The sequence below is a fragment of the Cupriavidus sp. 01L43 genome, assembly GCF_056399925.1.
Genome location: NZ_JBFTSH010000004.1, coordinates 172,770 through 197,372 on the forward strand (window position 1 = coordinate 172,770; position 24,603 = coordinate 197,372).

The 24,603-nt window shown below is 67.5% G+C and carries 21 protein-coding genes; 15 read left to right on the plus strand and 6 right to left on the minus strand.

Translation table 11 applies throughout. The features are described 5' to 3' along the window. Nucleotides 1-47 precede the first annotated feature (47 nt). Nucleotides 48-1,352: an MFS transporter gene (locus AC1DP9_RS09615; RefSeq protein WP_477107196.1), complete on the plus strand. Its 1,305-nt coding sequence runs from the start codon at nucleotides 48-50 to the stop codon at nucleotides 1,350-1,352. Here the strand turns inward: AC1DP9_RS09615 and AC1DP9_RS09620 are convergent. Beyond that, the gene (locus AC1DP9_RS09620) at nucleotides 1,321-2,241 is read right to left on the minus strand and encodes a LysR family transcriptional regulator (protein ID WP_477107197.1); all 921 of its coding nucleotides are present in this window, start codon (nucleotides 2,239-2,241) and stop codon (nucleotides 1,321-1,323) included. The genes AC1DP9_RS09615 and AC1DP9_RS09620 overlap by 32 nt on opposite strands. 133 nt (nucleotides 2,242-2,374) lie before the next feature. Between AC1DP9_RS09620 and AC1DP9_RS09625 the strand changes: the two genes are divergently transcribed. The 4 genes from AC1DP9_RS09625 (at nucleotide 2,375) to AC1DP9_RS09640 (ending at nucleotide 5,285) form a co-directional block, all read left to right on the plus strand. Further along, complete coding sequence (locus AC1DP9_RS09625; RefSeq protein WP_092294765.1) at nucleotides 2,375-2,797, plus strand: VOC family protein; 423 nt, start codon at nucleotides 2,375-2,377, stop codon at nucleotides 2,795-2,797. Between the two features lie 49 nt (nucleotides 2,798-2,846). Continuing rightward, on the plus strand, nucleotides 2,847-3,542 hold the full coding sequence (locus tag AC1DP9_RS09630) for a fumarylacetoacetate hydrolase family protein (RefSeq protein WP_477107198.1): 696 nt from the start codon (nucleotides 2,847-2,849) through the stop codon (nucleotides 3,540-3,542). A gap of 414 nt (nucleotides 3,543-3,956) precedes the next feature. Continuing rightward, nucleotides 3,957-4,430, plus strand: coding sequence for a copper resistance protein CopQ (locus tag AC1DP9_RS09635; RefSeq protein WP_477107199.1), 474 nt, complete (start codon nucleotides 3,957-3,959; stop codon nucleotides 4,428-4,430). Nucleotides 4,431-4,676: 246 nt separating this feature from the next. Next, on the plus strand, nucleotides 4,677-5,285 hold the full coding sequence (locus AC1DP9_RS09640) for a TetR/AcrR family transcriptional regulator (protein ID WP_092294759.1): 609 nt from the start codon (nucleotides 4,677-4,679) through the stop codon (nucleotides 5,283-5,285). Between the two features lie 16 nt (nucleotides 5,286-5,301). Here the strand turns inward: AC1DP9_RS09640 and xth are convergent, their stop codons facing one another. After that, entirely contained in the window at nucleotides 5,302-6,189 is an 888-nt protein-coding gene (gene xth, locus AC1DP9_RS09645; RefSeq protein WP_477107200.1) for an exodeoxyribonuclease III, read from the minus strand. A gap of 129 nt (nucleotides 6,190-6,318) precedes the next feature. On the opposite strand from xth, the gene AC1DP9_RS09650 reads away from it, so the two are divergent. Continuing rightward, nucleotides 6,319-8,721 carry an ATP-dependent DNA helicase gene (locus AC1DP9_RS09650; RefSeq protein ID WP_477107201.1) on the plus strand — a complete coding sequence of 801 codons (2,403 nt, stop codon included), beginning with the start codon at nucleotides 6,319-6,321 and terminating at the stop codon, nucleotides 8,719-8,721. A 75-nt stretch (nucleotides 8,722-8,796) separates the two neighbouring features. Then, the gene (locus AC1DP9_RS09655) at nucleotides 8,797-9,138 is read left to right on the plus strand and encodes a thioredoxin family protein (protein WP_441592781.1); all 342 of its coding nucleotides are present in this window, start codon (nucleotides 8,797-8,799) and stop codon (nucleotides 9,136-9,138) included. A gap of 9 nt (nucleotides 9,139-9,147) precedes the next feature. Here AC1DP9_RS09655 and AC1DP9_RS09660 read toward each other — a convergent pair whose 3' ends face one another. Beyond that, nucleotides 9,148-9,621 (minus strand): Lrp/AsnC family transcriptional regulator, encoded by a 474-nt coding sequence (locus AC1DP9_RS09660; RefSeq protein WP_092294753.1) that lies wholly within the window; start codon nucleotides 9,619-9,621, stop codon nucleotides 9,148-9,150. A gap of 194 nt (nucleotides 9,622-9,815) precedes the next feature. Between AC1DP9_RS09660 and hppD the strand changes: the two genes are divergently transcribed. From hppD to AC1DP9_RS09680, 4 genes are all read left to right on the plus strand, one after another. Next, a complete protein-coding gene (gene hppD, locus AC1DP9_RS09665; RefSeq protein ID WP_092294752.1) occupies nucleotides 9,816-10,889 on the plus strand; it encodes a 4-hydroxyphenylpyruvate dioxygenase in 1,074 nt (357 codons plus the stop codon). Nucleotides 10,890-11,073: 184 nt separating this feature from the next. Beyond that, nucleotides 11,074-12,462, plus strand: coding sequence for an amino acid permease (locus AC1DP9_RS09670; RefSeq protein WP_477107202.1), 1,389 nt, complete (start codon nucleotides 11,074-11,076; stop codon nucleotides 12,460-12,462). Between the two features lie 35 nt (nucleotides 12,463-12,497). Then, a complete protein-coding gene (locus tag AC1DP9_RS09675; protein WP_092294749.1) occupies nucleotides 12,498-13,694 on the plus strand; it encodes an amino acid aminotransferase in 1,197 nt (398 codons plus the stop codon). Between the two features lie 150 nt (nucleotides 13,695-13,844). Beyond that, nucleotides 13,845-14,558 (plus strand): glutathione S-transferase N-terminal domain-containing protein, encoded by a 714-nt coding sequence (locus tag AC1DP9_RS09680; protein ID WP_477107203.1) that lies wholly within the window; start codon nucleotides 13,845-13,847, stop codon nucleotides 14,556-14,558. Nucleotides 14,559-14,591: 33 nt separating this feature from the next. On the opposite strand, the gene AC1DP9_RS09685 is transcribed toward AC1DP9_RS09680, so the two are convergent. Next, complete coding sequence (locus AC1DP9_RS09685; protein WP_441592782.1) at nucleotides 14,592-15,416, minus strand: IclR family transcriptional regulator; 825 nt, start codon at nucleotides 15,414-15,416, stop codon at nucleotides 14,592-14,594. A 102-nt stretch (nucleotides 15,417-15,518) separates the two neighbouring features. On the opposite strand from AC1DP9_RS09685, the gene AC1DP9_RS09690 reads away from it, so the two are divergent. From AC1DP9_RS09690 to AC1DP9_RS09705, 4 genes are all read left to right on the plus strand, one after another. Continuing rightward, the gene (locus AC1DP9_RS09690; protein ID WP_477107204.1) at nucleotides 15,519-16,508 is read left to right on the plus strand and encodes a Bug family tripartite tricarboxylate transporter substrate binding protein; all 990 of its coding nucleotides are present in this window, start codon (nucleotides 15,519-15,521) and stop codon (nucleotides 16,506-16,508) included. 10 nt (nucleotides 16,509-16,518) lie between these two features. Further along, a complete protein-coding gene (locus tag AC1DP9_RS09695) occupies nucleotides 16,519-18,888 on the plus strand; it encodes a cytochrome P450 (RefSeq protein ID WP_477107205.1) in 2,370 nt (789 codons plus the stop codon). A 128-nt stretch (nucleotides 18,889-19,016) separates the two neighbouring features. Next, nucleotides 19,017-19,502: a DUF4440 domain-containing protein gene (locus AC1DP9_RS09700; protein WP_092294740.1), complete on the plus strand. Its 486-nt coding sequence runs from the start codon at nucleotides 19,017-19,019 to the stop codon at nucleotides 19,500-19,502. A gap of 107 nt (nucleotides 19,503-19,609) precedes the next feature. Next, nucleotides 19,610-20,452, plus strand: a complete 843-nt coding sequence (locus tag AC1DP9_RS09705) for a class II glutamine amidotransferase (RefSeq protein ID WP_092294738.1) — start codon at nucleotides 19,610-19,612, stop codon at nucleotides 20,450-20,452. Between the two features lie 62 nt (nucleotides 20,453-20,514). Here AC1DP9_RS09705 and AC1DP9_RS09710 read toward each other — a convergent pair whose 3' ends face one another. After that, on the minus strand, nucleotides 20,515-20,940 hold the full coding sequence (locus AC1DP9_RS09710; protein ID WP_092294736.1) for a phasin family protein: 426 nt from the start codon (nucleotides 20,938-20,940) through the stop codon (nucleotides 20,515-20,517). Between the two features lie 124 nt (nucleotides 20,941-21,064). Next, on the minus strand, nucleotides 21,065-24,574 hold the full coding sequence (locus tag AC1DP9_RS09715) for an error-prone DNA polymerase (RefSeq protein WP_477107206.1): 3,510 nt from the start codon (nucleotides 24,572-24,574) through the stop codon (nucleotides 21,065-21,067). Nucleotides 24,575-24,603 lie beyond the last annotated feature (29 nt).

Genomic DNA, 24,603 nt, shown 5'->3' on the forward strand with positions numbered 1-24,603 from the left:
CGGACACCTTTTCTCCACACATCCGACCCACCCAAACCAAGACCCCCATGTTTGCGCAAGCCCTTTCCAGCCGGCTGGACCGGCGCGGCATCCACTATGCGTGGATCGTTGCCGCCATCACCTTCTGCGTGATGCTGACCACTTCCGCCGCGCTCGGCCTGCCCGGCGCGTTCCTGAAACCGCTGACGCAGGAGATGGGCTGGAACACCGACCAGATCTCGTCGATCCTCGCCTTCCGCTTCGCGCTGTTCGGCCTGATGGCGCCGTTCTCGGCCATCCTGATGGAACGCTTCGGCGTGAAGAATGTGGTCTGTGCAGCGCTCGCGCTGATCGCGGGCGGCATGGCGCTGGCCACGGTGGCCACGGAGTTGTGGCAGTTGTTCGTCGCCTGGGGGCTGATGCTCGGCATCGGCTCGGGCATGACCGCGCTGGTGCTGGCCGCCGTGGTGGCCAATCGCTGGTTCACCGCGCGGCGCGGGCTGGTGATCGGCATCCTCACGGCGAGTTCGGCCACCGGCCAGCTTGCGTTCCTGCCGGTTGCGGCATGGCTGATCGAGTATATGGGATGGCGCACGGCGGTGGTTCCGGTGCTCGTGGCCTGCGCCGCGCTGGCACTGCTCGTCTTCGCGCTGATGCGCAACCGGCCCGGCGATGTCGGCCTGCCCGCGTTCGGCGAACTGCCCGGCACGGCGCCGGCGCCGTCCGGCCCGCCCATGCCGCTCACGCTGCGCGGCCCCTTCGTCGTGCTGCGCGACGCCGCGCGCACGCAGACCTTCTGGTTGCTGGCCGGCACGTTCTTTATCTGCGGATTGTCCACGAACGGCCTGATCCAGACGCACTTCATCGCCCTGTGCGCGGACTTCGGCATGACGGCGGTGCCTGCCGCCTCGGCGCTGGCCATGATGGGCGCATTCGACTTCGTCGGCACGATCCTGTCTGGCTGGCTTTCGGACCGGTACGACAGCCGCAAGCTGCTGTTCTGGTACTACGCGCTGCGCGGCCTCTCGCTGTTCTGGCTGCCGCATTCGGAATTCACACTCTACGGCCTGTCCATCTTCGCGATGTTCTACGGCCTGGACTGGATTGCCACGGTGCCGCCGACGGTGAAGCTGGCCGCCACCACGTTTGGCCGCGAGCGTGCGCCGATGGTGTTCGGCTGGATCTTCGCCGCCCACCAGATCGGCGCGGCCACGGCGGCGTTCGGCGCAGGGCTCTCGCGCACGCTGCTGCTGACCTATTCGCCCGCACTGTACGTGGCAGGCGGGGCCTGCCTGGTGGCTGCGTTGATGGCGCTCGCGGTGCGCCGCAAGGCGCCGGCCGCTACCCCGCCTCAGGCGGCGGCGCAGGCTTAACACCAGCCTCGCCAGGTTCGGTTGGCGGCGGTGCGACGGCCACGAAGGCGTCGATCAGCGCCGCCGCCGGGGCGCGCTTGAGCGCCGACTGCCGCACCAGCACGCCGATCTCGCGGAACAGCGGCGGGCCGGGCATCGGCACTTCCTCGATGTTCGGCGTCTGCCGCAACGGCACCAGATCGGCGGGGATGATCGCGCAGCCGAGTCCCTCGCCCACCATCTGCAGGATCACGGCCGGCTCGTCCAGCTCCATGCCTTCGCGCACCCACAGCCGGTGCCGCTTGAGGTAGCGGTCCACCAGCTGCCCGCCCGTGGAATGCCGGTTGTAGCGGATGAACGGCACGGTGGCGAGCAGCGTCTTCAGGTCCGCCGGGCCGCCCACCGGCGCAATCGCCACAAAGCGCTCGTGCAGCAGCGGCACCCATTTCAGTTCAGGCGGAATGCCCAGGCGGGGCTTCACCAGCACGGCGATGTCCAGCTCGCGCGCATCGACCTGGGTCAGCAGCTGCGTGGACATGCCGGGCACGATGTTGACGTGGGTGTCCGGGTAGGCCATGCGGAAGCGCTGCATCGCCTTGGGCAGCAGCGTCGACTGCACCGTGGAGACCGCGCCCAGATCCAGCGGCGCCGTGTCCGGCCGCGCCTGGGCGCTGCCCTTCATCGACGCATAGAGCGCCACGAAGCGCGTGGCGTCCGGCAGCAGTTGCCGGCCCTCCTCGCTCAGCGCGACGGACTTGCCCGAGCGGTCGAACAGCGCGTAGCCGAGATCCTCCTCCAGCCGGCGGATCTGCGTGCTCACCGCCGACTGCGTCAGGCCGAGCCGCGCGCCGGCGGCGGAAAACGACGCCGTCTCGGCGGCCATCAGGAAGGTGCGGAAGTAGCGGATCACTGGCGTGGGCGCACAGGCAGGGATATATCGAAATCTCTGATACTCAGACCAGAAATCATTCGTTTCATATTACGAGTTCTGCTGATTACAATCAACGCCAGATCAAAACATCCCTGCCCACGAAAGGATTGCCATGAGCACGATGCCCCTGTTCCACCTTGCCTTCCCCGTGCACGACCTTGCCGCCGCGCGCCAGTTCTACGGCGACCTGCTGGGCTGCCCGGAAGGCCGCAGCTCCGACGCCTGGGTCGATTTCGACTTCTACGGCCATCAAGTGGTGGCGCATCTCTCGCCGGACGAATGCGGCCATCGCGGCACCAGCGCGGTCGATGGCGACGATGTGCCGGTACGCCATTTCGGCGCCATCCTGCCGATGGAGACGTGGGAAGCGCTGGCCGACAAGCTGCGCGCCGCCAACACCAAGTTCGTGATCGAGCCGCATGTGCGCTTCAAGGGCCAGGTGGGCGAGCAGGCCACCATGTTCTTCCTGGACCCGTCGGGCAACGCGCTCGAGTTCAAGGCATTCGGCGACCTGAGCCAGGTTTTCGCCAAGTAATCGCCAAGTCGTCCCCATCAAACCCAGACCCACAAGAGAAGAGCGAGACATGACCGAATTCGTTATCCAGCCGGCCCCGCAGGCCAGCGTGGCCGTGGCCGGTAGCCAGGCCCGCTTCCCGATCCGTCGCGTGTTCTGCGTCGGCCGCAACTACGCCGCGCACGCCCGCGAGATGGGCAAGGATCCGGACCGCGAGCCGCCGTTCTTCTTCACCAAGCCGGCTGACGCCGTGGTGCCGGCCGAAGGCACCGTGGCCTATCCGCCGCTGACGGAGAACCTGCACCATGAGATCGAACTCGTGGTGGCCATCGGCAAGGGTGGCGCCAACGTCACCCCGGCGCAGGCGCTGGATCTGGTGTGGGGCTATGCGGTCGGCGTCGACCTCACCCGCCGCGACCTGCAGGACGTGGCCAAGAAGATGAGCCGCCCCTGGGACTGGTCGAAGGCGTTCGACGCTTCCGGCCCCTGCGGCCCGCTGCATCCGGTGTCGAAGGTCGGCCATCCGGCCAAGGGCGCGATCTGGCTCAAGGTCAACGGCGAGGCCCGCCAGCAGGGCGACCTCGACGAACTGATCTGGCCCGTGGCCGATGTGATCGCCTATATCTCGGAGAGCATGACGCTGGCCCCGGGTGACGTGATCTTCACCGGCACGCCCGCCGGCGTGGGCGCGCTGAACCCGGGCGACGTGGTCACGGGTGGCGTAGACGGCCTCGGCGAGATCGCTTTCACGATCGGCAAGCGCTGATCCGAGGCTTCACACGGTCGCCAGACGGCGCCGATCCACACGGGGATCGGCGCCGTTTTTCTTTATCAATCATCGATTTACGATGTAGACACGGGCGGCACACCAGACACCCCTCTGCCCCACAATCGAAATTTCTTTAAAAAGTCCTTGCCTATCTATCTAGTAGTAGATAATATTTGGCTCATGGACGGCGCTGCACCACCCGGCAAACAGAAACAAGCCCCGCGATGCAGTCCAAGTCCACGCAGTACATGTAGTTGGTTGGTACCGGAAGACGGTCTTTTTTTTAGCCCTGACCCTCTACCTACCAGTAGATAGCAGCAGCTAGGACCGTTACAACGCAGCAAGACATCGGCCCCGCGATCCACCTCTAACCGAGATCGCCCGGTCAAACCAAAGACAAGGAGCAACACCATGAACGCCAAGACCATCCTCTCCGCCGCCGCCCTCGCCGCCGCTTTCGTGACGGGCGCCGCCCAAGCCGCTCCCGGTAACAGCACCGGCGAAGTCTACGGTTACAGCTATCGCATCAACGACCAGCGCAGCCCCTTCACCGATGGCGCCCGTGCCAGCGGCGTGAACGAACCCCGCAACCCGTTTGTCGACGGTGCCCGCGTGAATGACCAACGCAGCCCGTTCAGCGACGGCGCCCGCGTCGGCAAGACCGACCCGTACACCGATGGTGCCCGCACCGTTGCCGGCCTGGACACCCAGGGCGTCTCGGCCAGCCCGGCCCGCACGGTGGATGCCTTCACTGACGGCGCCCGTGCCGGCAAGTTCGACCCGTACACGGACGGCGCCCGCATCGTGGCTGGCCTGGACCGCACCGGTGTGTCGAGCGAACCGTCGCGCAGCTTCGACGTGTACACCGACGGCGCGCTGGCCTGAGCCTAGTGCGGCGCCGCGCGCCCGGTAATCGCCTGGTAGCGAAACCGGGCGCACGGCCTAGATCGAACAAGGAGTTTCATCATGAGTTTGCGTGACAGCGCCCTGATCCTGGGCGGATGGGTAGTGCTCTGCATTGCCAGCGGATCACTGCTTTCTCTCGTCGCGCAGTCGCTGTCGGTCTGATCTGATCCGATCTGATCGGCGGCGGCATGAACCGGAGGGTCTCCCATAAGGGAGACAGTCGCCATGAAAACGCAACCCGTACGCGAGCAATTGCTGGAACACGCGTCAGTGCTGATTCGGCGCCGGGGCTACAACGGTTTTAGCTACCGCGATCTGGCGGAGCTGGTTGGCGTCAAGACGTCTAGCATCCATTACTACTTTCCGTCGAAGGACGACCTGGTACTGGAGGTGGTGCGGTGCTACCGCGAGACCGCCACGGCGCGGATCGGGGCCATCGACACCACGCTGCCGCTGGCCGAGCAGGCCCAGCGCTACATCGAGCCGCTGCGTGGCGGCTCGGACAACGGGCAGGTCTGTCTGGTCGGCATGCTGTCCGCCGAGGTGATGATGCTGCCGCCGGCCATCGGCGCGCTGCTGCAGGATCACTTCCGCATGCACGAGGCGTGGATTGCCGAGCTGCTGCGCCGCGCCGAAGCCGAGCGTGGCCAGCCCTACCCGCTGCCGCCGTCGGCCTTCGCCAAGGTGTTGTATGGCGCGATCCAGAACGGGATGATCACGGCGCGGATGTCGGGGTCGAGTGACCGCCTGGACGCGGCGGCGGATATGCTGCTTGGCGCCGTGGCGCACCCCGTGCCGGTATCGGCAAAGGCCGAAGAGGCCGTGGCGGTGTAAGGTCCAACCTCCGGAATCAGGCGCGTGGCGCCCGTCGCTTTGCGGCGGGCGCCTTTGTCGTTTTGGCTGGCGCTTTCCTGGCTGCCACTTTCTTTGCCGCGACCTTCTTCGCCGGCACCTCCCCCAGATCCAGTTCGATCCATGTCGGCGCGTGATCGCTCGCGCGCTCTTCGCCCCGCACCCATTTGTCCACACCGGCATCGACCATGCGCGGCGCCAGTTCGGCATTCAGCAACAGATGGTCGATGCGCAGCCCCGAGTTGGTCTGCCAGTGCTGGCGGAAGTAATCCCAGAAGGTGTAGATGCGCTCGTCCGGGTAGCGCGTGCGCAGGGCGTCCGTCCAGCCTTGCGCCAACAGGCGGCGGTAGCACTCCCGGCTCTCAGGCTGCAGCAGCGCGTCCTTGAGCCACGAGCGTGGGTTGTAGATGTCTTCGTCGGTCGGCACCACGTTGAAGTCGCCGGCCAGCACCACCGGGTGGCCGCTGTCATACAAACCCTGTGCGTGACGGATCAGGCGTTCGAACCACGCCAGCTTGTAGTCGAACTTCGGTCCCGGCTGCGGGTTGCCGTTCGGCAGGTAGAGGCAGGCCACCAGCACGCCGTTGATGGCAGCTTCCAGGTAGCGGCTGTGGGTGTCGGCCTCGTCGCCGGGCAGGCCGCGGCGCGCTTCGATCGGGTCCGTGCCACGGGCGAGGATGGCCACGCCGTTCCAGGACTTCTGCCCGTGCCAGATGGCGCCGTAGCCGGCGGCGCGGATCTCGTCGATCGGAAACGCCGTGTCGATGGTCTTCAGTTCCTGGAGACAGGCCACGTCGGGCGCCTCGCGCGCCAGCCAGTCCAGCAGCGCCGGCAGGCGGGTGCGAATGCCGTTGATATTGAAGGTGGCGATCTTGAAGCGGGACATCGGCTCTCCTGTGCGAAGTGGCAACGCCATCGGCAAGTTTCAGCAGGTTTCGATAGCGTCGCGTGCTTTCCTTCCGGCGCAAAGACTGTATATTTATACAGTTCTTTCGTTGCCCTTGCCTGCTGCGCCTTGTCCGCCACATCCACCCCAGAATCGCGTGCTCTGCCCCGCTACACGGTTGCCGTGCGGGCGCTGTGCGAGTTCACAGCCAAGGCGGGTGACCTCGACCTGCGCTTCACGCCTTCGCCCACCGCGCAGGAAGGCGTGGCCGGCCACGGCGTGGTCACGGGCCGGCGCGGCGCGGGCTATGAGGCCGAGGTGTCCCTCTCCGGCACGTTCGAAGGGCTGCACGTGCGGGGCCGCGCCGATGGCTACGACCCCACCGCCAATCGCCTCGAGGAAATCAAGACGGTGCGCGGCGAAGGCGTCGAGGTGCCCGCCAACCACCGGGCACTGCACTGGGCGCAGGCCAAGGTCTACGGCTGGCTGCTATGCCAGACGCGTGGGCTGGCCGAGATCGACATCGCCGTGGTCTATTTCGACATCCTGAGCCAGCGCGAACGCGTGGAGCAGGAGCGCCACGACGCCGCCACGCTGCGTGCCTTCTTCGAGGCCAGTTGCCGACGCTTCCTGCAATGGGCCGAGCGCGAGATCGCCCACCGTCAGGCACGCGATGCCGGGCTGGTGGCGCTGACCTTCCCGCATGGCGATTTCCGGCCCGGCCAGCGCGTGCTGGCGGAGTCGGTCTACAAGGCCAATGTGGCGGCGCGCACGCTGCTGGCGCAGGCGCCCACGGGCATCGGCAAGTCGATCGGCACGGTGTTTCCGGCGCTGAAGTCGATGCCAGGGCAGCGCCTCGACAAGCTGTTCTTCCTCTCCGCCCGCACCACGGGCCGCGCGGTGGCATTGCAGGCCGCCGCACAACTTCGGGGCGAGGGCGACCGGGGTTGCGACCCATTGCCCCTGCGCGTGCTGGAGCTGACCGCCCGCGACAAGGCGTGCGAACACCCCGATCTGGCCTGCCACGGCGAATCCTGCCCGCTCGCGCAGGGCTTCTACGACCGCCTGCCCGCCGCCCGCGAAGCCGCCGCCGTGCCGCTGCTCGACCGGGACGCCGTGCGCGGGATCGCCCGCCAGCACAGCGTCTGCCCCTACTACCTCGCCCAGGAGATGATCCGCTGGAGCGATCTGGTCGTGGCGGACTACAACTACTACTTCGACCGCAGCGCCATGCTGTACGCGCTGACCGTGCTGAACGGCTGGCGCGCCAGCGTGCTGGTGGACGAGGCCCACAATCTGGTGGAGCGCGGTCGCGCCATGTACACGGCCACCCTCGACCCCGCGGCCTTCCGGGGCGCGCGGCTGGCTGCGCCCAAGGCGCTGTCGCGGCCGGTGAACCGCCTCCATCGTGCATGGCAGGCGCTGGCGCGGGCCGAATCGTCAACCCGCGCGAACTTCGAAACCCACTCGACTGCCCCCACCGCGCTGGTGGAGGCGCTGGCCCACCTATGCGGCGCGATCCTCGAACATCTGAGCGCCCATCCCGGCCAGCACGACGCCACGCTGGAGCGCTTCTACTTCGACGCCCTGCACTTCCTGCGCCTGACCGAACAGCTACCCGACCACGGCGGCCAGCACTCGCTGTTCGAGATCACGCGCACGCCCGGCCCGCGCGGCGGCGTGCAGGCCCAGCTCTGCGTGCGCAACCTGCTGCCCGCGCCGTTCCTGCGTCCGCGCTTTGCCGGCGCGCATGCCACCACGCTGTTCTCGGCCACGCTCCAGCCGGCGGACTACTACACCGACATGCTCGGCCTGCCCGCCAGCGCGGTCTGGGTGGAGGTGCCCTCGCCCTTCCACGCAGACCAGCTCGACGTGCACATCGCCCGCCATATCTCCACGCGCTATACCCAGCGCCAGCGCTCGCTGCCGGCCATCGTGCAGTTGATGGCCGACCAGTACGCGCGGCGGCCCGGTAACTACCTCGCCTTCTTCAGCAGCCACGACTACCTGCGCCAGGCTGCCGATCTGCTGGCCGCGCAGCATCCGGAGATTCCGATCTGGGCCCAGGCGCGCGGCATGGACGAGGCGGGGCAAGCGGCGTTTCTCGGGCAGTTCGCGCCGGGCGGGCGCGGCATCGGCTTCGCGGTGCTGGGCGGGGTGTTCTCGGAAGGCGTGGACCTGCCCGGCGACCGTCTGATCGGCGCCTTCGTGGCCACACTGGGGTTGCCGCAGGTCAATGATGTGAACGAGCAGTTGCGCGAGCGCATGGCGTCCGCGTTTGGCGACGGCTACGCCTATGCCTACCTGTATCCGGGGCTGCGCAAGGTGGTGCAGGCCGCCGGGCGGGTCATCCGCACGCGTGAGGATCGGGGCGTGGTGTGGCTGATCGACGACCGCTTCGGCCGGCCGGAAGTGCAGGCGCTGCTGCCGGCGTGGTGGGAAATCGACACCCCGGCACGTAAATCTGTCGCGCCGATGGCAAAAACCGGTATCGGCACGCTGCACGCGGCGGCGCTGCCACTGGCAGAATGACGGCAGCGCCTCTGGCGCGGTTCTCGCTTGCCCTTACTTGCCCCAAAGGGGGTAAGCCTCGACGGAGACCCAAGAATGAGCATGACCAAGGCCTTTGCCGCCACCGAGCCCACCCGCGCGGAGATCGACGCGCTGCCGGGTGCCACGCTGCTGGAGTTCGGCGCGCCGTGGTGCGGCTTCTGCATGCGCGCCCAGCCGCTGATCGAGGCCGCGTTCGGCAAGCATCCGTCCATCCAGCACATCAAGGTCGAAGACGGCAGCGGGCGCCCGCTCGGCCGCGCGTTCCGCGTGAAGCTGTGGCCGACGCTGGTGTTCCTGCGCGATGGCCAGGAAGTGGCCCGGCTGGTGCGCCCTGCCGACGCGCAGGCGATTGCCGAGGCGATGGCGCAGATCGACGGCGCGTCAGTGACGCACTGATCACATAGATCAAGCCTCCAGCGGCATCGCGCTGGTGCACTTGATCTCGTCCAGGCAGACGCTGGACTTGACCCCGCTCACGCCGGGAATGCGCATCAGCGTGTCCAGCAGGAAGTCGGACAGCGACTTCAGATCCTTGGCCACCACCTTCAGCACGTAGTCGATATCGCCGGTGACGGAGAAGCACTCCTGGATCTGGGCGAGTTCCGCCACCAGCCCCTTGAACTTCGACAGGTCGCGGATATGACCGCGCTCCATCGTCACATGGATGAACGCGGTGACGCCAAAGCCCAGCGCGGTGCTGTCCAGCCGCGCCTCGTAGCGCTTGATGATGCCGTTCTCCTCCAGGCGCCGGTGACGCCGCAGCGTCTGCGCCGGAGACAGGCTGATCGCCTCCGCCAGTTCCAGATTGCTGGCCCGTCCGTTCTCCTGCAGCACCCCCAGCAAGCGGCGATCCGTGCGGTCTAGCTCGGTATTCTGCATTTCCGTTTCCTCAAAGCGCGATTTTGCGAAATCTTATCTCATATTTCAGGGTTTCCCTGCGTCCCGAACGAAATCCTATTTACTGGCGCGGGTTATACACTCGATTCCAGTTCGGACGGCTTTGAAAGTCGCTGAAATACGATTGCCAGCCCCCTGCTGGACTCCCTTGCCCCCACTTCCTTGTAGAGCACACCATGGCCGATCTCTTTGAAAACCCGATGCAGCTGATGGGCTTCGAGTTCGTCGAATTCGCTTCGCCGACGCCGAACGTTCTGGAGCCCCTGTTCGAAAAGATGGGCTTCTCGCTGGTGGCCCGCCACCGCTCCAAGGATGTGCTGCTGTACCGCCAGGGCGACATCAATTTCGTCATCAACAACGAGCCGCACAGCGAGGCCGCCTATTTCGCCGCCGAGCACGGCCCGAGCGCCTGCGGCATGGCCTTCCGCGTGAAGGACTCCCACAAGGCGTACAACCGCGCGCTGATGCTGGGCGCCCAGCCGATCGAGATCGCCACGGGCCCGATGGAGCTGCGCCTGCCCGCGATCAAGGGCATCGGCGGCGCACCGCTGTACCTGATCGACCGCTTCGAGGACGGCAAGTCGATCTATGACATCGACTTCGAATTCCTGGACGGTGTGGACCGCCGCCCGGTGGGCCATGGCCTGCGCCTGATCGATCACCTGACGCACAACGTCTACCGTGGCCGCATGGCCTACTGGGCGAACTTCTACGAACGGCTGTTCAACTTCCGCGAAATCCGCTACTTCGACATCCAGGGCGAGTACACCGGCCTGACCTCGAAGGCGATGACGGCGCCGGACGGCAAGATCCGCATTCCGCTGAACGAGGAGTCGTCCAAGGGCAGCGGCCAGATCGAGGAATTCCTGATGGCGTTCAATGGCGAGGGCATCCAGCACATCGCCTTCCTGACGGACAACCTGATCGAGGTCATCGACAACCTGCAACTGGCCGGCGTGGAGCTGATGACGGCGCCGAACGACTATTACTACGACGCGCTGGCCAACCGCCTGCCGGACCACGGCCAGCCGGTGGACCAGCTCAAGGCGCGCGGCATCCTGCTGGACGGCACCACCGAGGGCGGCAAGCCCCGCCTGCTGCTCCAGATCTTCTCGAAGGCCGCGCTGGGCCCGGTGTTCTTCGAATACATCCAGCGTGCCGGCGACGAAGGCTTCGGCGAAGGCAACTTCAAGGCGCTCTTCGAATCGCTCGAGCGCGACCAGATCGAGCGCGGCACGCTCAAGGTCTGACCCTCCCTCCGTTTCCCGTTTCACCTGTTTCACCTGGTCCGGCGTCCTCCCGGGACGCCTGACCCCTCCCCGCCGCCGGAGCTACCCGCGCCGGCGGCCTTTTCATAGCGTCCGACCTCCCGGGTCAAAAGAGACGTGATCGCCATTCCACCAGAGTGGCCAGATAGGTAGAGGACACAAACCCATGCACGCCCCCCAACAGGACGGCACGCTTCAGCGTGGCCTGAAGAATCGTCACATCCAGCTGATTGCCCTTGGTGGCGCCATCGGCACCGGGCTGTTCCTGGGCATCGCCCAGACCATCAAGATGGCCGGCCCGGCCGTGCTGCTCGGCTACGCGCTGGCCGGCATCGTCGCGTTTTTCATCATGCGCCAGCTTGGCGAGATGGTGGTGGATGAGCCCGTCGCCGGCTCCTTCAGCTACTTCGCCAATAAATACTGCGGCCACTTCGCCGGGTTCATGTCCGGCTGGAATTACTGGGTGCTCTACATCCTGGTGAGCATGGCCGAGCTGTCGGCCGTGGGCATCTACGTGCAGTACTGGTGGCCGGAGCTGCCCACGTGGATCTCCGCGCTGGCGTTCTTCGTGCTGATCAACGTAATCAACCTGTCGAGCGTGAAGTCGTTCGGCGAGATGGAATTCTGGTTCTCGATCATCAAGGTGGCGGCCATCGTCGGCATGATCGGCTTTGGCGGCTATCTGCTGATGTCCGGCGGCGCGGGCCCGGAGGCCTCCGTGGCCAACCTGTGGCAGCACGGCGGCTTCTTCCCGAACGGGCTGGGCGGCCTGGTGATGGCGATGGCCGTGATCATGTTCTCGTTCGGCGGCCTGGAACTGGTGGGCATTACCGCCGCCGAGGCGGACAACCCCGCGAAGAGCATCCCCAAGGCCACCAATCAGGTGATCTACCGCATCCTGATTTTCTACGTGGGCGCGCTGGCGGTGCTGCTGTCGCTCTACCCGTGGGAGAAGGTCGTCACCGGCGGCAGCCCGTTCGTGCTGATCTTCCACGCGCTGGATAGCGCGGCGGTGGCCCATGTGCTGAACCTGGTGGTGCTGACGGCGGCGCTGTCGGTCTATAACAGCGGCGTCTACTGCAACAGCCGCATGCTGCTGGGCCTGGCGCAGCAGGGCAACGCACCCAAGGCGCTGATGAAGGTGAACCGCCGCGGCATTCCGCTGGCCGCGCTGGGCGTGTCCGCGCTGGCCACCGGCGCCTGCGTGCTGATCAACTACTTCATGCCGGGCGAAGCCTTCGAGCTGCTGATGGGCCTGGTGGTATCGGCCCTGATCATCAACTGGGCCATGATCAGCCTGATTCACCTGAAATTCCGCCGCGACAAGCGCCTGGCCGGCCAGACCACGCGCTTCCAGAGCCTGGGCTATCCGCTGACCAACTACCTGACCCTCGCCTTCCTCGCCGGCATCCTTTATGTGATGTATCTGACACCCGGCCTGCGGATCTCGGTCTACCTGATTCCGGTATGGCTTGGCGTACTTGGCGTAAGCTATCGCCTCCGGCAAAAGAACGCCGCCGCCGCGCTGCGCGCCCCGAGCGTGCAGGCGCAATGAGTCTCCGCCCCCTGAAACACAGCCAGAGCTTTCCCATGTTCGAACACATCGAAGCCTTTCCGGGCGATCCGATCCTCTCGCTCAACGAGGACTTCCAGCAGGACCCGCGTACCAACAAGGTCAACCTGAGCATCGGCATCTATTTCGACGGCGAAGGCCGCCTGCCGGTGATGCAGGCCGTGGCCGAAGCCGAAGCCGCGCTGCTCGCGGACATGGGCCCGCGCCCCTACCTGCCGATGGCCGGCATTCCCGGCTACCGCCAGGCCGTGCAGGCGCTGGTGTTCGGCGAAGACTGCGCGGCCCGCGCCGAAGGCCGCGTCGCCACGGTGCAAACGCTGGGCGGCTCCGGCGCGCTGCGCGTGGGCGCCGACTTCCTGAAGCGCTACTTCCCCACCGCGCAGATGTGGATCAGCGACCCGAGCTGGGAGAACCACCGCGTGGTCTTCGAGCGCGCCGGCTTCCAGGTCAATGCGTACCCGTACTACGACCCCGCCACGGGCGGCCTGCAGTTCGACGCCATGCTCGCGGCCATCGAAGCCATTCCGCAAGGTGGCATCGTGCTGCTGCACGCCTGCTGCCACAACCCGACCGGCGTGGACCTGAACCAGGACCAGTGGCGCCAGGTCATCGCGGTGCTCAAGGCGCGCAAGCTGCTGCCCTTCGTGGACATGGCCTACCAGGGCTTTGGCGCGGGGCTCGACGACGACGCCTTCGCCGTGCGCGAACTGGCCCGCCAGAACGTGCCGGCGCTGGTGGCCAACTCGTTCTCGAAGAACTTCTCGCTGTACGGCGAGCGTTGCGGCGGCCTGAGCGTGATCTGCCAGAGCGCCGACGAAGCCAGCCGCGTGCTGGGCCAGCTCACCGGCGCCGTGCGCGCCAACTACAGCAACCCGCCCACCCACGGCGCCCGCGTCGTCGCCCGCGTCCTGACCACGCCCGCCCTGCGCGCCAGCTGGGAGCAGGAACTGGCCGCCATGTGCGAGCGCATCGCCCACATGCGCCAGGCCATCCACGACAAACTGCGCGACCACGTCAGCGGCGAGGCCCTCTCCCGCTACATCACCCAGCGCGGCATGTTCACCTACACCGGCCTCTCCGCCGATCAGGTCGAACGCCTGAAGGCCGAGCACGGCGTGTACATCCTCCGTTCCGGCCGCATGTGCGTGGCGGGGCTGAACGAGCGCAATGTGGGGGTGGTGGCGAGTGCGATCGGGGACGTGTTGAAGGGGTGAAAGCCTTTCCGCTTGTGCAGCATGCGAAACAGATCGGGCCGCTCTTGCGGCCTGTTTTGTTTTCTAGAGTGCGCTGGATTCGCCCCGGCAGCATTCCGCCATCCGGTTTACCATCGCGGATCTTCCCAAGATTCCGACAGGAGCCCGTGCATGGCCGCAGCAGATTTGTCCGCCTTCCCGATCACCCGCAAGTGGCCGGCGCAGCATCCCGAGCGCCTGCAGTTGTATTCGCTGAACACCCCCAACGGCATCAAGGTTTCGCTGATGCTGGAGGAGCTGGGCCTGCCCTACGAGCCGCATCTGGTGCGTTTCGACAAGGATGACCAGACCACGCCCGAGTTCCTGTCGCTGAACCCGAACAACAAGATCCCGGCGATCCTCGACCCGAATGGGCCGGGCGGCAAGCCGCTGGCGCTGTTCGAGTCGGGCGCGATCCTGATCTACCTGGCCGAGAAGACCGGCAAGTTCATGTCCACGGACCCGGCGGTCCGCTACGAGACGATTCAGTGGGTCATGTTCCAGATGGGCGGCATCGGGCCGATGTTTGGCCAGATCGGCTTCTTCCACAAGTTCGCCGGCAAGGACTACGAGGACAAGCGGCCGCGTGACCGCTACGTCGCGGAGTCGCGCCGGCTGCTGGGCGTGCTCAACGAGCGGCTCAAGGGCCGGCAGTGGATCATGGGCGATGACTACACGATTGCCGACATGACCACCTTCCCGTGGGTGCGCAATCTGGTCGGTTTCTACGAGGCCGGCAGCCTCGTCGGATTCGACGACTTCACCGAAGTGCGCCGTGTGCTGGACGCCTTCCTGGCCCGCCCCGCCGTGCAGCGCGCGGTGAACATCCCCAAGCGTCCCGAGTAAGACCCTTTCCCGGGCGCAGGAATCAGGCAGGAATCAGGCGGCGAAGCCCAGCAAGGTGCTCACCGCCGCCGCTTCCTCGCGCACCGCGCGGCCGGTCGGCCCGTCGATCGATGGGTCGAAGCCGCCCGTGGCACCCAGCGCGGTCAGCACCGCGCACACCCGCCCCGTGTAGTCCCGCACCGGCGCCGCCACGGCGCTGATCCCCTTCAGATTGGTATCGCGCACGGCCGCGCAGCCATCGGCGCGCACCGCCGCGCGTAGCGGGCCGAGCGGGTCCTGGGCGTCAAGCAGCGCGCGCTGCTCCGGCGTGGCCGCCTGCAGTTCCGCCTCCGCCAGCGCCTGCACGCGCTGGTCGTCGAGCAAACCCAGGAACACGCGGCCCGTGGCCGACCACAGCAGCGGCATCACCGATCCCACCCGCACGTTCACGGTCACCGGCAGAGCCGGTTCCTCGAACCGGACGATGGTCGGCCCCTTGTTGCCCATCACCGAGATGAAACAGGTGATCTCCAGCCGCTCGCGCAGCCGGATCAGCGACGCCTCGGCCAGCCGAATTGGGTCGGACTGCCGCATCGCGGCCAGCCCGATCTGGAGCGCCTCCAGCCCCAGGTGGTACTGCTGCGTGCCGCTCTCCTGCGCCACCAGCCCTTCCTCGATCAGGCTCGCCAGGTAGCGATGCACCTTGGCCGGACTTTCGTCGATATGGGCCGCGATGGCCGTCAGGCTGGCACGGCCGCCCAGGCGCGCCAGCCCCTTGAGCACGGCCATGCCGGTCTCGGCGGCCTGCACGCGCTGGCGGCGTTCGCGGGGGCGGGCTTCGGGCTCAGGACTCCCGGGAATGTCGGGTATGGCTGGCATGGCGTTGGGTTAACCCCCATTCAACGATTACGCATTGCGTATATGATTTACGCAAAACAAGGCCACATACTATCCGGCCAAATACCAAGGAGACAAGCACCCATGCCCCGCCATCGCGCTGCCGGCCTCATCGCGGCATCCCTGACCTTTGCGTTTTCCGCTGCCTTCCCTTCGGCCCACGCCGCCGACGCCTATCCGAGCAAGCCGATCCGCTGGATCGTGCCCTACCCGGCTGGCGGCGGCTCGGACTTCCTCGCCCGCACCATCGGGCAGGGGCTCTCCGCCAAGGTCGGCCAGCCCGTGGTGGTGGACAACAAGCCGGGCGGCAACACGGCGATTGGCGCGTCCGAGACGGCGCGGGCGGCAGCCGATGGCTACACGGTGCTCTCGGCCGATAACGGCACGCTGGTCTTCAACCCGGCGCTCTACAAGACGCTGTCGTACAACCCCGCCAAGGACCTCGCGCCGGTGACGCTGCTGGGCCGCTTCCCGATGATCCTGGTGGTTGGGCCGGGCACCACCGCCAAGACCGCGCAGGAGTTCATCGCCCAGGTCAAGGCCGCGCCGGGCGGCGTGAACTACGGGTCCGCCGGGGCCGGCAGCCCGCACCACCTGGCCATGGAACTGCTCAAGGTGGAGGCCCAGCTGACCATGACCCACGCGCCGTATCGCGGTGCGGCGCCCGCGCTGTCCGACGTGGCGGCCGGCCAGATTCCCGCGATGATGGTCGACTACGCCGCCGGCGCCGGCTTCATCAAGGGCGGCAAGGTGCGCCCGCTGGCCGTGGCCAACGCCACGCGCCTGCCGCAACTGCCGGACGTGCCGACTTTCGCCGAACTCGGCTACCGGAACGTGGAAGCCGCCGCGCTGGTCGGCATGGTCGTGCCGGCGGCCACGCCGCCCGAGGTGATCGCCACGCTGAACAAGCAGGTGGTGGCGGCCGTCAAGGAGCCGGCCATCCATAAGAAGCTGGTCGATTTCGGCGTGGAGCCGGTCGGCAACACCCCGGCGCAATACAGCGAGCTGCTGCGCAGCGAGATTGCGCGCTGGACCAAGCTGATCCACGACCTGAAGATCACGCTCGATAACTGAGGTTCGCTGTATGTCGTCATCCGCCACGCCCCCGTCGTCCTCGTCCTCCGCCACCGCCGCCCGCCCGGGCGGTTGTCCCATCGACCACACCGCGCTGCGGGCGCCCAACGGCTGCCCCGTGAGCGCCCACGCGGCCACGTTCGATCCGTTCGAGGACGGCTACCAGCAGGACCCGCCCGACTACGTGCGCTGGTCGCGCGAGCAGGAACCGGTGTTCTACAGCCCGAAGCTGGGCTACTGGGTGGTCACGCGCTATGACGACATCAAGGCGATCTTCCGGGACAACCTGACCTTCAGCCCGTCCATCGCCCTGGAGAAGATCACGCCCACGGGCGACGAGGCCAACGCGGTGCTGGCCACCTACGGCTATGCGATGAACCGCACGCTGGTCAACGAGGATGAGCCAGCCCACATGCCGCGCCGCCGCGCGCTGATGGAGCCGTTCACGCCCGCCGAACTGGCCCACCATGAGCCGATGGTGCGGCAACTGACGCGCGAATACGTCGATCGATTCATCGACAGCGGACGCGCTGACCTGGTCGACCAGATGCTCTGGGAAGTGCCCCTGACCGTGGCGCTGCACTTCCTCGGCGTGCCCGAAGAGGACATGGACCGGCTGCGCCAGTATTCGATCGCCCATACGGTGAACACCTGGGGCCGCCCCAAGCCCGAGGAGCAGGTGGCCGTGGCGCACGCGGTAGGCAATTTCTGGCAGCTCGCCGGCAAGATCCTCGACAAGATGCGCGAGAACCCGGACGCGCCCGGCTGGATGCAGTACGGCCTGCGCAAGCAGCGCGAGCTGCCCGAGGTGGTCACCGACTCCTACCTCCATTCGATGATGATGGCGGGCATCGTGGCGGCGCACGAGACCACGGCCAATGCGTCCGCCAACGCGATCAAGCTGCTGCTCCAGCACCCGGATGCCTGGCGCGAGATCTGCGCGGACCCGGCGCTGATCCCCAATGCGGTGGAGGAATGCCTGCGCCACAACGGCTCGGTGGCGGCCTGGCGCAGGCTGGTCACGCGGGATGCGCAGGTCGGCGGCATCGCCCTGCCGGCCGGCAGCAAGCTGCTGATCGTCACCTCGTCCGCCAATCACGACGAACGGCATTTCGCCGATGCGGACCTGTTCGACATCCGCCGGGACAATGCCAGCGACCAGCTGACCTTCGGCTACGGCTCGCACCAGTGCATGGGCAAGAACCTCGCGCGCATGGAGATGCAGGTCTTTCTGGAGGAGCTGACGCGCCGGCTGCCCCATCTGCGGCTGGCCGAGCAGTCGTTCAGCTACGTGCCGAACACCTCGTTCCGGGGGCCGGAGCATCTCTGGGTCGAATGGGACCCGGCGCGCAATCCCGAGCGCACCGATCCGTCCGTGCTGACCTGGCGCGACGCCGTGCGGATTGGCGAGCCCTCCGGGCAAGCCATCGCCCGCACTGTGGTGGTAGAGCGGATCGACCCCGTGGCGGACAACGTGGTGCGGCTGCGGCTGGTGGCGCCCGATGGCAAGGTGCTGCCGCGCTGGGCGCCGGGTGCGCACATCGACGTGGAGTGCGGCCATACGGGGATTTCGCGCCAGTATTCGCTGTGCGGCGATCCGGCCGACGCGGGCGCCTTCGAGATCGCCGTGCTGCGTGAGGTCGATAGCCGGGGCGGCTCGGCCTGGGTCCATGACGTGCTGCGCGCCGGAGACCGGCTCCGCATTCGTGGCCCGCGCAATCATTTCCGGCTCGACGAGGGCTGCCGCAAGGCGATCTTCATCGCCGGCGGCATCGGCGTGACGCCGGTCAGCACGATGGCGCGGCGGGCCCGCGACCTGGGCATCGACTATACGTTCCACTACTGCGGCCGCTCGCGCGCCAGCATGGCCCTGCGCGAGGAACTGGCCGCGCTGCATGGCAACCGGCTGCACGTCCATGCGGGCGACGAAGGCCAGCGCGCGGACTTCGCCGCGCTGCTCGGCACGCCCGACCCGCAGACGCAGATCTACGCCTGCGGCCCGGCGCGCATGATCGCGGCACTGGAAGACCACTGCGCCGCGTGGCCGGAGGATGCGCTGCGCGTGGAGCACTTCGTGTCGGCGCTCGGCACGCTCGATCCGTCGCGCGAACAGCCGTTCACCGTCGAACTCAAGGATTCCGGCCTGACAGTGGAGGTGCCCGCCCACCAGACGCTGCTCACCGCGCTGCGCTGCGCCAACATCGACGTGCAGAGCGATTGCGAGGAAGGCCTGTGCGGCTCCTGCGAGGTGCGCGTGCTGGCGGGCCAGATCGACCATCGCGACGTGGTGCTCACGCGCGGCGAACGCGAGGCGAACAGCCGGATGATGGCCTGCTGCTCGCGCGCGGTGGGCGGCGGGAAGTTGGTGCTGGAGTTGTAGCGCGCCACGTCAAGGCCGGCGCCCCCGCCATCCGTGTGCTACCGCACAGACTCGCCAGCCCCGGCGCCGTCACCTGCCGCGCCCACGCCTAGTATTCAAGGCTCAATCCCGGGCCTGAGGAGACCGTCATGGCGCGCTACCAGATTGCTGCTGCGCTGGCCCTGCTGCTTGCCGGCTGCGCCACGAGCCCGGGTACGCCCGGCAGCACACAGGCGTCGCGCACGGAGAACTGCAAGGCGACCTCCGAGCAGGAAATCTCGGCCCTGTTCGACCGCTGGAACCGCTCCCTGCAGACCGGCGACCCCCGCAAGGTGGTGGCCAACTACGCGGAACGATCGATCCTGCTGGCCACGGTGTCCAACAAGCCGCGCGTGACACCGGCCGAGAAAGAGGACTACTTCACCCACTTCCTGCAGAGCGGGCCGTCCGGCAAGATCGACTTCCGCACCATCGAAATCGGCTGCAACACCGCCGTGGATGCCGGGCTCTACACCTTCACCTTCGCCCGAACCGGCGCCACGGTGAAGGCGCGCTACACCTACACCTACCGCTGGGACGGCACGCAGTGGCTGATCACCAGCCACCATTCGTCGGCCATGCCGGAGAAGACCTAACGCGGCCCGATATTGCGCCGCAGCACGACTACCATCGGTCGCATCCGTCACAACACGCGCGTAGTTGCTATCCTGAAGTGGAGAGCCCACACACAGGAGACGCCCCCATGTGCCGCTGGCTGGCCTATTCCGGCCGTTCCGTCCCGCTCGAGGCTGTGTTGTTCCAGCCCGAGCACTCCCTGATCGACCAGAGCCTGAACTCCCGGCTGGGCCACACCACGACCAATGGCGACGGCTTCGGCGTGGGCTGGTACGGGCGGCATTCGGAGTTGCCGTTCCGCTATCGCGGCCTGCACCCGGCGTGGAGCGACACCAACCTGCGCGAGGCCGCCCGGGCGGTGCGGGCGCCGCTGTTCGTCGCCCATATCCGTGCGGCCACCGGCACGCCCACCCAGGAAACCAACTGTCACCCGTTCCGCTTCGGGCGCTGGCTGTTCGTCCACAACGGGCTGATCCGCGACTTTCCGCTGGTGCGGCGCGACCTGATGATGGCGGTGGCGCCGCATCTGTTCCGCTGGATCGAGGGTTCGACCGACTCCGAGGTGATGTTCTTCCTGGCGCTGACGTTCGGGCTGGAGCGCGACCCGCGCGGCGCGCTGGAGCAGATGGCCGGCCTGATCGAGGAGGTGGGGCATCGCCACGACGTGGAGCACCCGCTGAACATGACCGTTTGCGTCATGGACGGCCAGCAGATCGTGGCCGTGCGCTATTCCAGCGAAAACGCGTCGCGCTCGCTGTTCCACAGCACCTCGTTCCGGCAGCTACGGGCGCTCTATCCGGAAGACCCGCGCATCATCGCCGCCGGCGACGACGCCTTTCTGGTGCTGTCCGAGCCCCTGATCGACGTGCAAGGCGTCTGGGAGGAGATCCCCGAGGCCACGATCCTGGTGGGCAAGGGCGGCGAGATCCAGCACCTGCGGTTCACGCCCCGGCTGCCGGTGCGGGCCTGAGCGGGCCTGAGCGGGCCTGGGCGGGCACCCCCGGCCGGGCCCGGATCGTCGTTACCCGTCGCTTACTTCCCGGGCATTTTCATCAGCCGCTTGGCCTCTTCGATGTTCTGCTCGGCGCGCTGGGTCATCACGGCCAGCGCTTCCGCTTGCGATTTCTGGGCCATTTCCGCCAGTTCGCGCATGTTGTTGAACGCCGTCTGCAAGCCTTGCTGGACGAACTCGCCCTGCCGGGCCATGGCCGCGGCAGGATCGCCGCCGGCGGTCAGCTTCTGGGCCGCGGCCTGAATCTCCTGCATGCTCTGGCTCAGGATCTCGGCCTGCTTTTGCACCAGCGCCTGCATGCCTTCGTAGGCAATCTTGTTGGCCTCCGTGATGGCGTCGATATCCTTGCGCCGGGCTTCGATCACCGCCGTCATGTCGACGCCGGGCAGCTTGTACTGTTCGAGCAACTTGGTGAAATCGGTAAACGGATTGGGCGATGTTGCCATGACGCATCTCCTCGTTGAGGTGGGGGAAAGCCGAAAAACCGGGCAGATCGTGCTGGCCGATCGCGGCGCGGTTGCCTAAGTGTAGGTGCTACGGGCGACGGATACGATGCTCGCCGGCCATCCCTCAATGAAAATCCCGGCTCTCCGCCATCAGCTTGCCCAGCAGCGGGCTCAGGTCGACCAGTTCCTGCGCCACCAGGTGCCTGACCTCGCCCTGCCTTTGCCAGGTGCCGATCACGCCCAGCAGCTTGGCGCCGAGCACCTCCTTGCGCTGCCGCTCCACCAGGTCGGGCCAGATGATCACGTTGATCGGCCCGGTTTCGTCCTCGATGGAGGTAAAAATGGTGCCGTTGGCCGTGGAGGGGCGCTGGCGCACCGTGACGATGCCGCACGCGCGCACGCGGCGGCCGTTGCCCAGCCGCGATAGCTGCTGCGCCGTGAGGAACTTGAGCGCCGTCAGGCGGCGGCGCAGCAGGGTCAGCGGGTGGCATTTCAGGGAGAGCCCCAGGCTGGCGTAGTCGGCGGCCACGTCTTCGCCGATCTTCGGCTCGGGCAGCAGCAGCTCGGCTTCGGCCGGGGGTGCCTCGTGCAGCAGGTCGCGGTGCACGGACTGCACCGCCGCGCCGCGCGCCAGCCAACGCGCCTGGCGCCGGTGGCCGGCCAGCGACACCAGCGCGTCGGCCGCCGCCAGGACGTCGATGTCGTGCTTGTCCAGCCCCGCGCGCCGCGCCAGGTCTTCCACGCTCTCGAACGGCCGTTCGGCCCGCGCCGCCTCGATGCGCAGCGCGGCATCCTCGCGCATGCCGCGCACGCGGCCCAGCCCCAGCCGCACGTCGCGGTAGCGCTGGCCGGGGCGGCGGGCCTCCAGCGCGCTCTCCCAGCCGCTGACGGTCACGTCCACGGGCTGCGTCACCACGTCATGCCGGCGCGCGTCCTGCACCAGTTGCGACGGCGAATAGAAGCCCATCGGGTGGCTGTTCAGCAGGCCGCACAGGAAGGCATCGGGATGATGGCACTTGAGCCACGCGCTCACGTAGACCAGCTTCGCGAAGCTCGCCGCGTGGCTCTCCGGGAAGCCGTACTCGCCAAACCCCTCGATCTGCTTGCAGATGGCCAGCGCGAAGGACTCCGGATAGCCGCGCGTGGTCAGCGCGCGCACCAGCGCATCCTGGTGCTTCTTGAGATCGCCGCGCCGCCGCCACGCCGCCATCGAGCGGCGCAGCTGGTCTGCCTGCCCCGGCGTGAAACCGGCCGCGTCGATGGCGAGCTGCATCACCTGCTCCTGGAAGATCGGCACGCCCAGCGTGCGGCCCAGCACGCGGCGGATCACGTCGTTGAAGTAGGTCGGCAGCTTGCCGGTGCGGCGCAGCGCCTCGCGCCGCTTGAGGTAGGGGTGCACCATGCCGCCCTGGATCGGCCCCGGCCTCACGATGGCCACCTCCACCACGAGGTCGTAATATTTGCGCGGCTGCAGGCGCGGCAGCATCGACTGCTGCGCGCGCGACTCGATCTGGAACACGCCCACGGTATCCGCCTTGCAGATCATGTCGTAGGTGGCGTCGTCGGTCTCGGGCAGGTCTTCCATGCGGCACGGCAGCCCGGCCCGCTCGGGCTCGGGATTCGGGATCATCGCCAGCGCGCGCCGGATGGCGGTGAGCATGCCGAGCGCGAGCACATCCACCTTGAGCAGCCCCAGCGATTCGAGGTCGTCCTTGTCCCACTGGATCACGCTGCGGTCGGCCATGGCCGCGTTCTCGATCGGCACCAGCCGCGACAGCTTGTGCCGCGCGATCACGAAGCCGCCCACGTGCTGCGACAGATGGCGGGGAAAGCCGCGCAGCTGCTCGGTCAGGCTCGCCCATTGCCGCACGGCCGGGGAGTCGGGGTCCAGGCCGTAGCGCGTAATGCGCTCCAGGAACGCCGTGCCGCCATCCCACCACGCCTGGCCCTTGACCACCTGCTCCACCACGCTCGGGTCGATGCCGAGCGCGCGCCCCACGTCCCGCAGCGCGCTACGGGAGCGATAGGTGATCAGCGACGCCGCCAGCGCGGCCCGATGCCGGCCGTACTTCTCGTAGATGTACTGGATCACCTCCTCGCGCCGCTGGTGCTCGAAATCGACGTCGATATCGGGCGGCTCGTCGCGCTCGCGCGAGAGGAATCGGCCGAACAGCAGGTTGGCCTGCTCCGGGCTCACCTCGGTGATATTCAGGCAGTAGCAGACCAGCGAGTTGGCGGCCGAGCCCCGGCCCTGGCACAGGATGCCGCGCTGGCGCGCGAAGCGCACGATGTCGTGCACGGTCAGGAAGAACGGCTCGTAGTGCTTTTCCTCGATCAGTTCGAGTTCGCCCTCAAGCTGCGCCTCCCACTCGGGCTCCATGCCGTGCGGAAAGCGCTCGCGGCTGCCCCGCTCCACCTCCTTGCGCAGGTAGCTGATCGGCGTCTCGCCGTCGGGCACCAGTTCCTCGGGGTATTCGTAGCGCAGCGTGTCCAGCGAGAACCGGCACTGATCGGCGATCTTCAGCGTCTGCGCCAGCGCCTCGCGCGGATAGAGCCGCGACACCACCTGCCGCATGCGCAGGTGCGCCTCGGCATTGGGCGCCAGCGCCATGCCGCAGGCGGGCAGCGGCTGGCCGAGCCGGATGGCGGTCAGCACGTCGGCCAGCGGCTTGCGCGAGCGCACGTGCATGGTCACGGCGCCCGCCGCTACCAGCGGCACGCCGGTTTCCGCCGACACGGCCTGGAGCCGGGTGCGATGCAGCGCCTCGGCATGGCCCTGCAGCAGTTCCAGCGCGATCCACACGCGCGTGCCGAACGTCTCCCGGCACCACAGCGCCTGCGCGCGCAGCACATCGGGATCGGCGCAGTAGTCGGGCAGCAGGATGGCGAGGCAATCGGGCATGCCGCGCAGGTGCGCCTGATCCGGCTCGGGGCTGGCGAGGTCGGACGGATACAGCAGATAGCTGCCCTTCTCGGCCCGCGTGCGCCCCAGCGTGATGAACTCGCAGAGATTGCCGAAGCCCTCGCGGTTCTGCGCCAGCAGCAGCAGGCGCGGGGGCGGCATGGGCATGGCATAGGGCTCGGGGGGCTGCCCGGGGGAGGCCGTCAGCGTGAAGCGGCTGCCGAGGATCACGTTGAACGCATCGGCGGCGGCGGCGCGCGCCTCCAGCACGCGGTGGCGGTGCGCGGCGGCATCGGGGTCGTCGTCCGGGTGGTCGCCCGGGTGGTCGTCCGGGTGGTCGCCGATGAGCGGCAAGGCGTCGGGGTCGCCCTCCTCCATGTCGTCCACATCGTCCATCCCCTCCATTCCATCGGGTGTGAAGGCATGGACCAGCTCGGCATCATCGAACTCGCCGTCCGCCTGCCCCGCCGCCAGCCGGCGGGCGCTGCGCGCCACGGCCTCCCACATCTCCTCGCGCAGCACCTTGATGGCGTGATGCGCGCGCGCCGTGCCCGCCACCGAGCACTCGTCGGTCAGCGCCAGCCCGCTGTAGCCGAGCTGGAATGCGCGCGCGATCAGTTCCTGCGGATGCGAGGCGCCGGTGAGGAACGTGAAGTTCGACACACAGTGCAGCTCCGCGTAATCGGGCAGCGAGGGCAGCAGCGAGGAGAGGCCGGGAAGCGACGACAGCATGTGGAAAACGTCAGGAATATTCAGGCGAA

Bases quoted from the DNA above. Each gene is read 5' to 3' on its own strand.
- AC1DP9_RS09615 (WP_477107196.1), top strand. From the start codon at position 48: ATGTTTGCGCAAGCCCTTTCCAGCCGGCTGGACCGGCGCGGCATCCAC.
- AC1DP9_RS09625 (WP_092294765.1), top strand. From the start codon at position 2,375: ATGAGCACGATGCCCCTGTTCCACCTTGCCTTCCCCGTGCACGACCTT.
- AC1DP9_RS09630 (WP_477107198.1), top strand. From the start codon at position 2,847: ATGACCGAATTCGTTATCCAGCCGGCCCCGCAGGCCAGCGTGGCCGTG.
- AC1DP9_RS09635 (WP_477107199.1), top strand. From the start codon at position 3,957: ATGAACGCCAAGACCATCCTCTCCGCCGCCGCCCTCGCCGCCGCTTTC.
- AC1DP9_RS09640 (WP_092294759.1), top strand. From the start codon at position 4,677: ATGAAAACGCAACCCGTACGCGAGCAATTGCTGGAACACGCGTCAGTG.
- xth (WP_477107200.1), bottom strand. From the start codon at position 6,189: ATGTCCCGCTTCAAGATCGCCACCTTCAATATCAACGGCATTCGCACC.
- AC1DP9_RS09655 (WP_441592781.1), top strand. From the start codon at position 8,797: ATGAGCATGACCAAGGCCTTTGCCGCCACCGAGCCCACCCGCGCGGAG.
- AC1DP9_RS09660 (WP_092294753.1), bottom strand. From the start codon at position 9,621: ATGCAGAATACCGAGCTAGACCGCACGGATCGCCGCTTGCTGGGGGTG.
- hppD (WP_092294752.1), top strand. From the start codon at position 9,816: ATGGCCGATCTCTTTGAAAACCCGATGCAGCTGATGGGCTTCGAGTTC.
- AC1DP9_RS09670 (WP_477107202.1), top strand. From the start codon at position 11,074: ATGCACGCCCCCCAACAGGACGGCACGCTTCAGCGTGGCCTGAAGAAT.
- AC1DP9_RS09675 (WP_092294749.1), top strand. From the start codon at position 12,498: ATGTTCGAACACATCGAAGCCTTTCCGGGCGATCCGATCCTCTCGCTC.
- AC1DP9_RS09680 (WP_477107203.1), top strand. From the start codon at position 13,845: ATGGCCGCAGCAGATTTGTCCGCCTTCCCGATCACCCGCAAGTGGCCG.
- AC1DP9_RS09685 (WP_441592782.1), bottom strand. From the start codon at position 15,416: ATGCCAGCCATACCCGACATTCCCGGGAGTCCTGAGCCCGAAGCCCGC.
- AC1DP9_RS09690 (WP_477107204.1), top strand. From the start codon at position 15,519: ATGCCCCGCCATCGCGCTGCCGGCCTCATCGCGGCATCCCTGACCTTT.
- AC1DP9_RS09695 (WP_477107205.1), top strand. From the start codon at position 16,519: ATGTCGTCATCCGCCACGCCCCCGTCGTCCTCGTCCTCCGCCACCGCC.
- AC1DP9_RS09700 (WP_092294740.1), top strand. From the start codon at position 19,017: ATGGCGCGCTACCAGATTGCTGCTGCGCTGGCCCTGCTGCTTGCCGGC.
- AC1DP9_RS09705 (WP_092294738.1), top strand. From the start codon at position 19,610: ATGTGCCGCTGGCTGGCCTATTCCGGCCGTTCCGTCCCGCTCGAGGCT.
- AC1DP9_RS09710 (WP_092294736.1), bottom strand. From the start codon at position 20,940: ATGGCAACATCGCCCAATCCGTTTACCGATTTCACCAAGTTGCTCGAA.
- AC1DP9_RS09715 (WP_477107206.1), bottom strand. From the start codon at position 24,574: ATGCTGTCGTCGCTTCCCGGCCTCTCCTCGCTGCTGCCCTCGCTGCCC.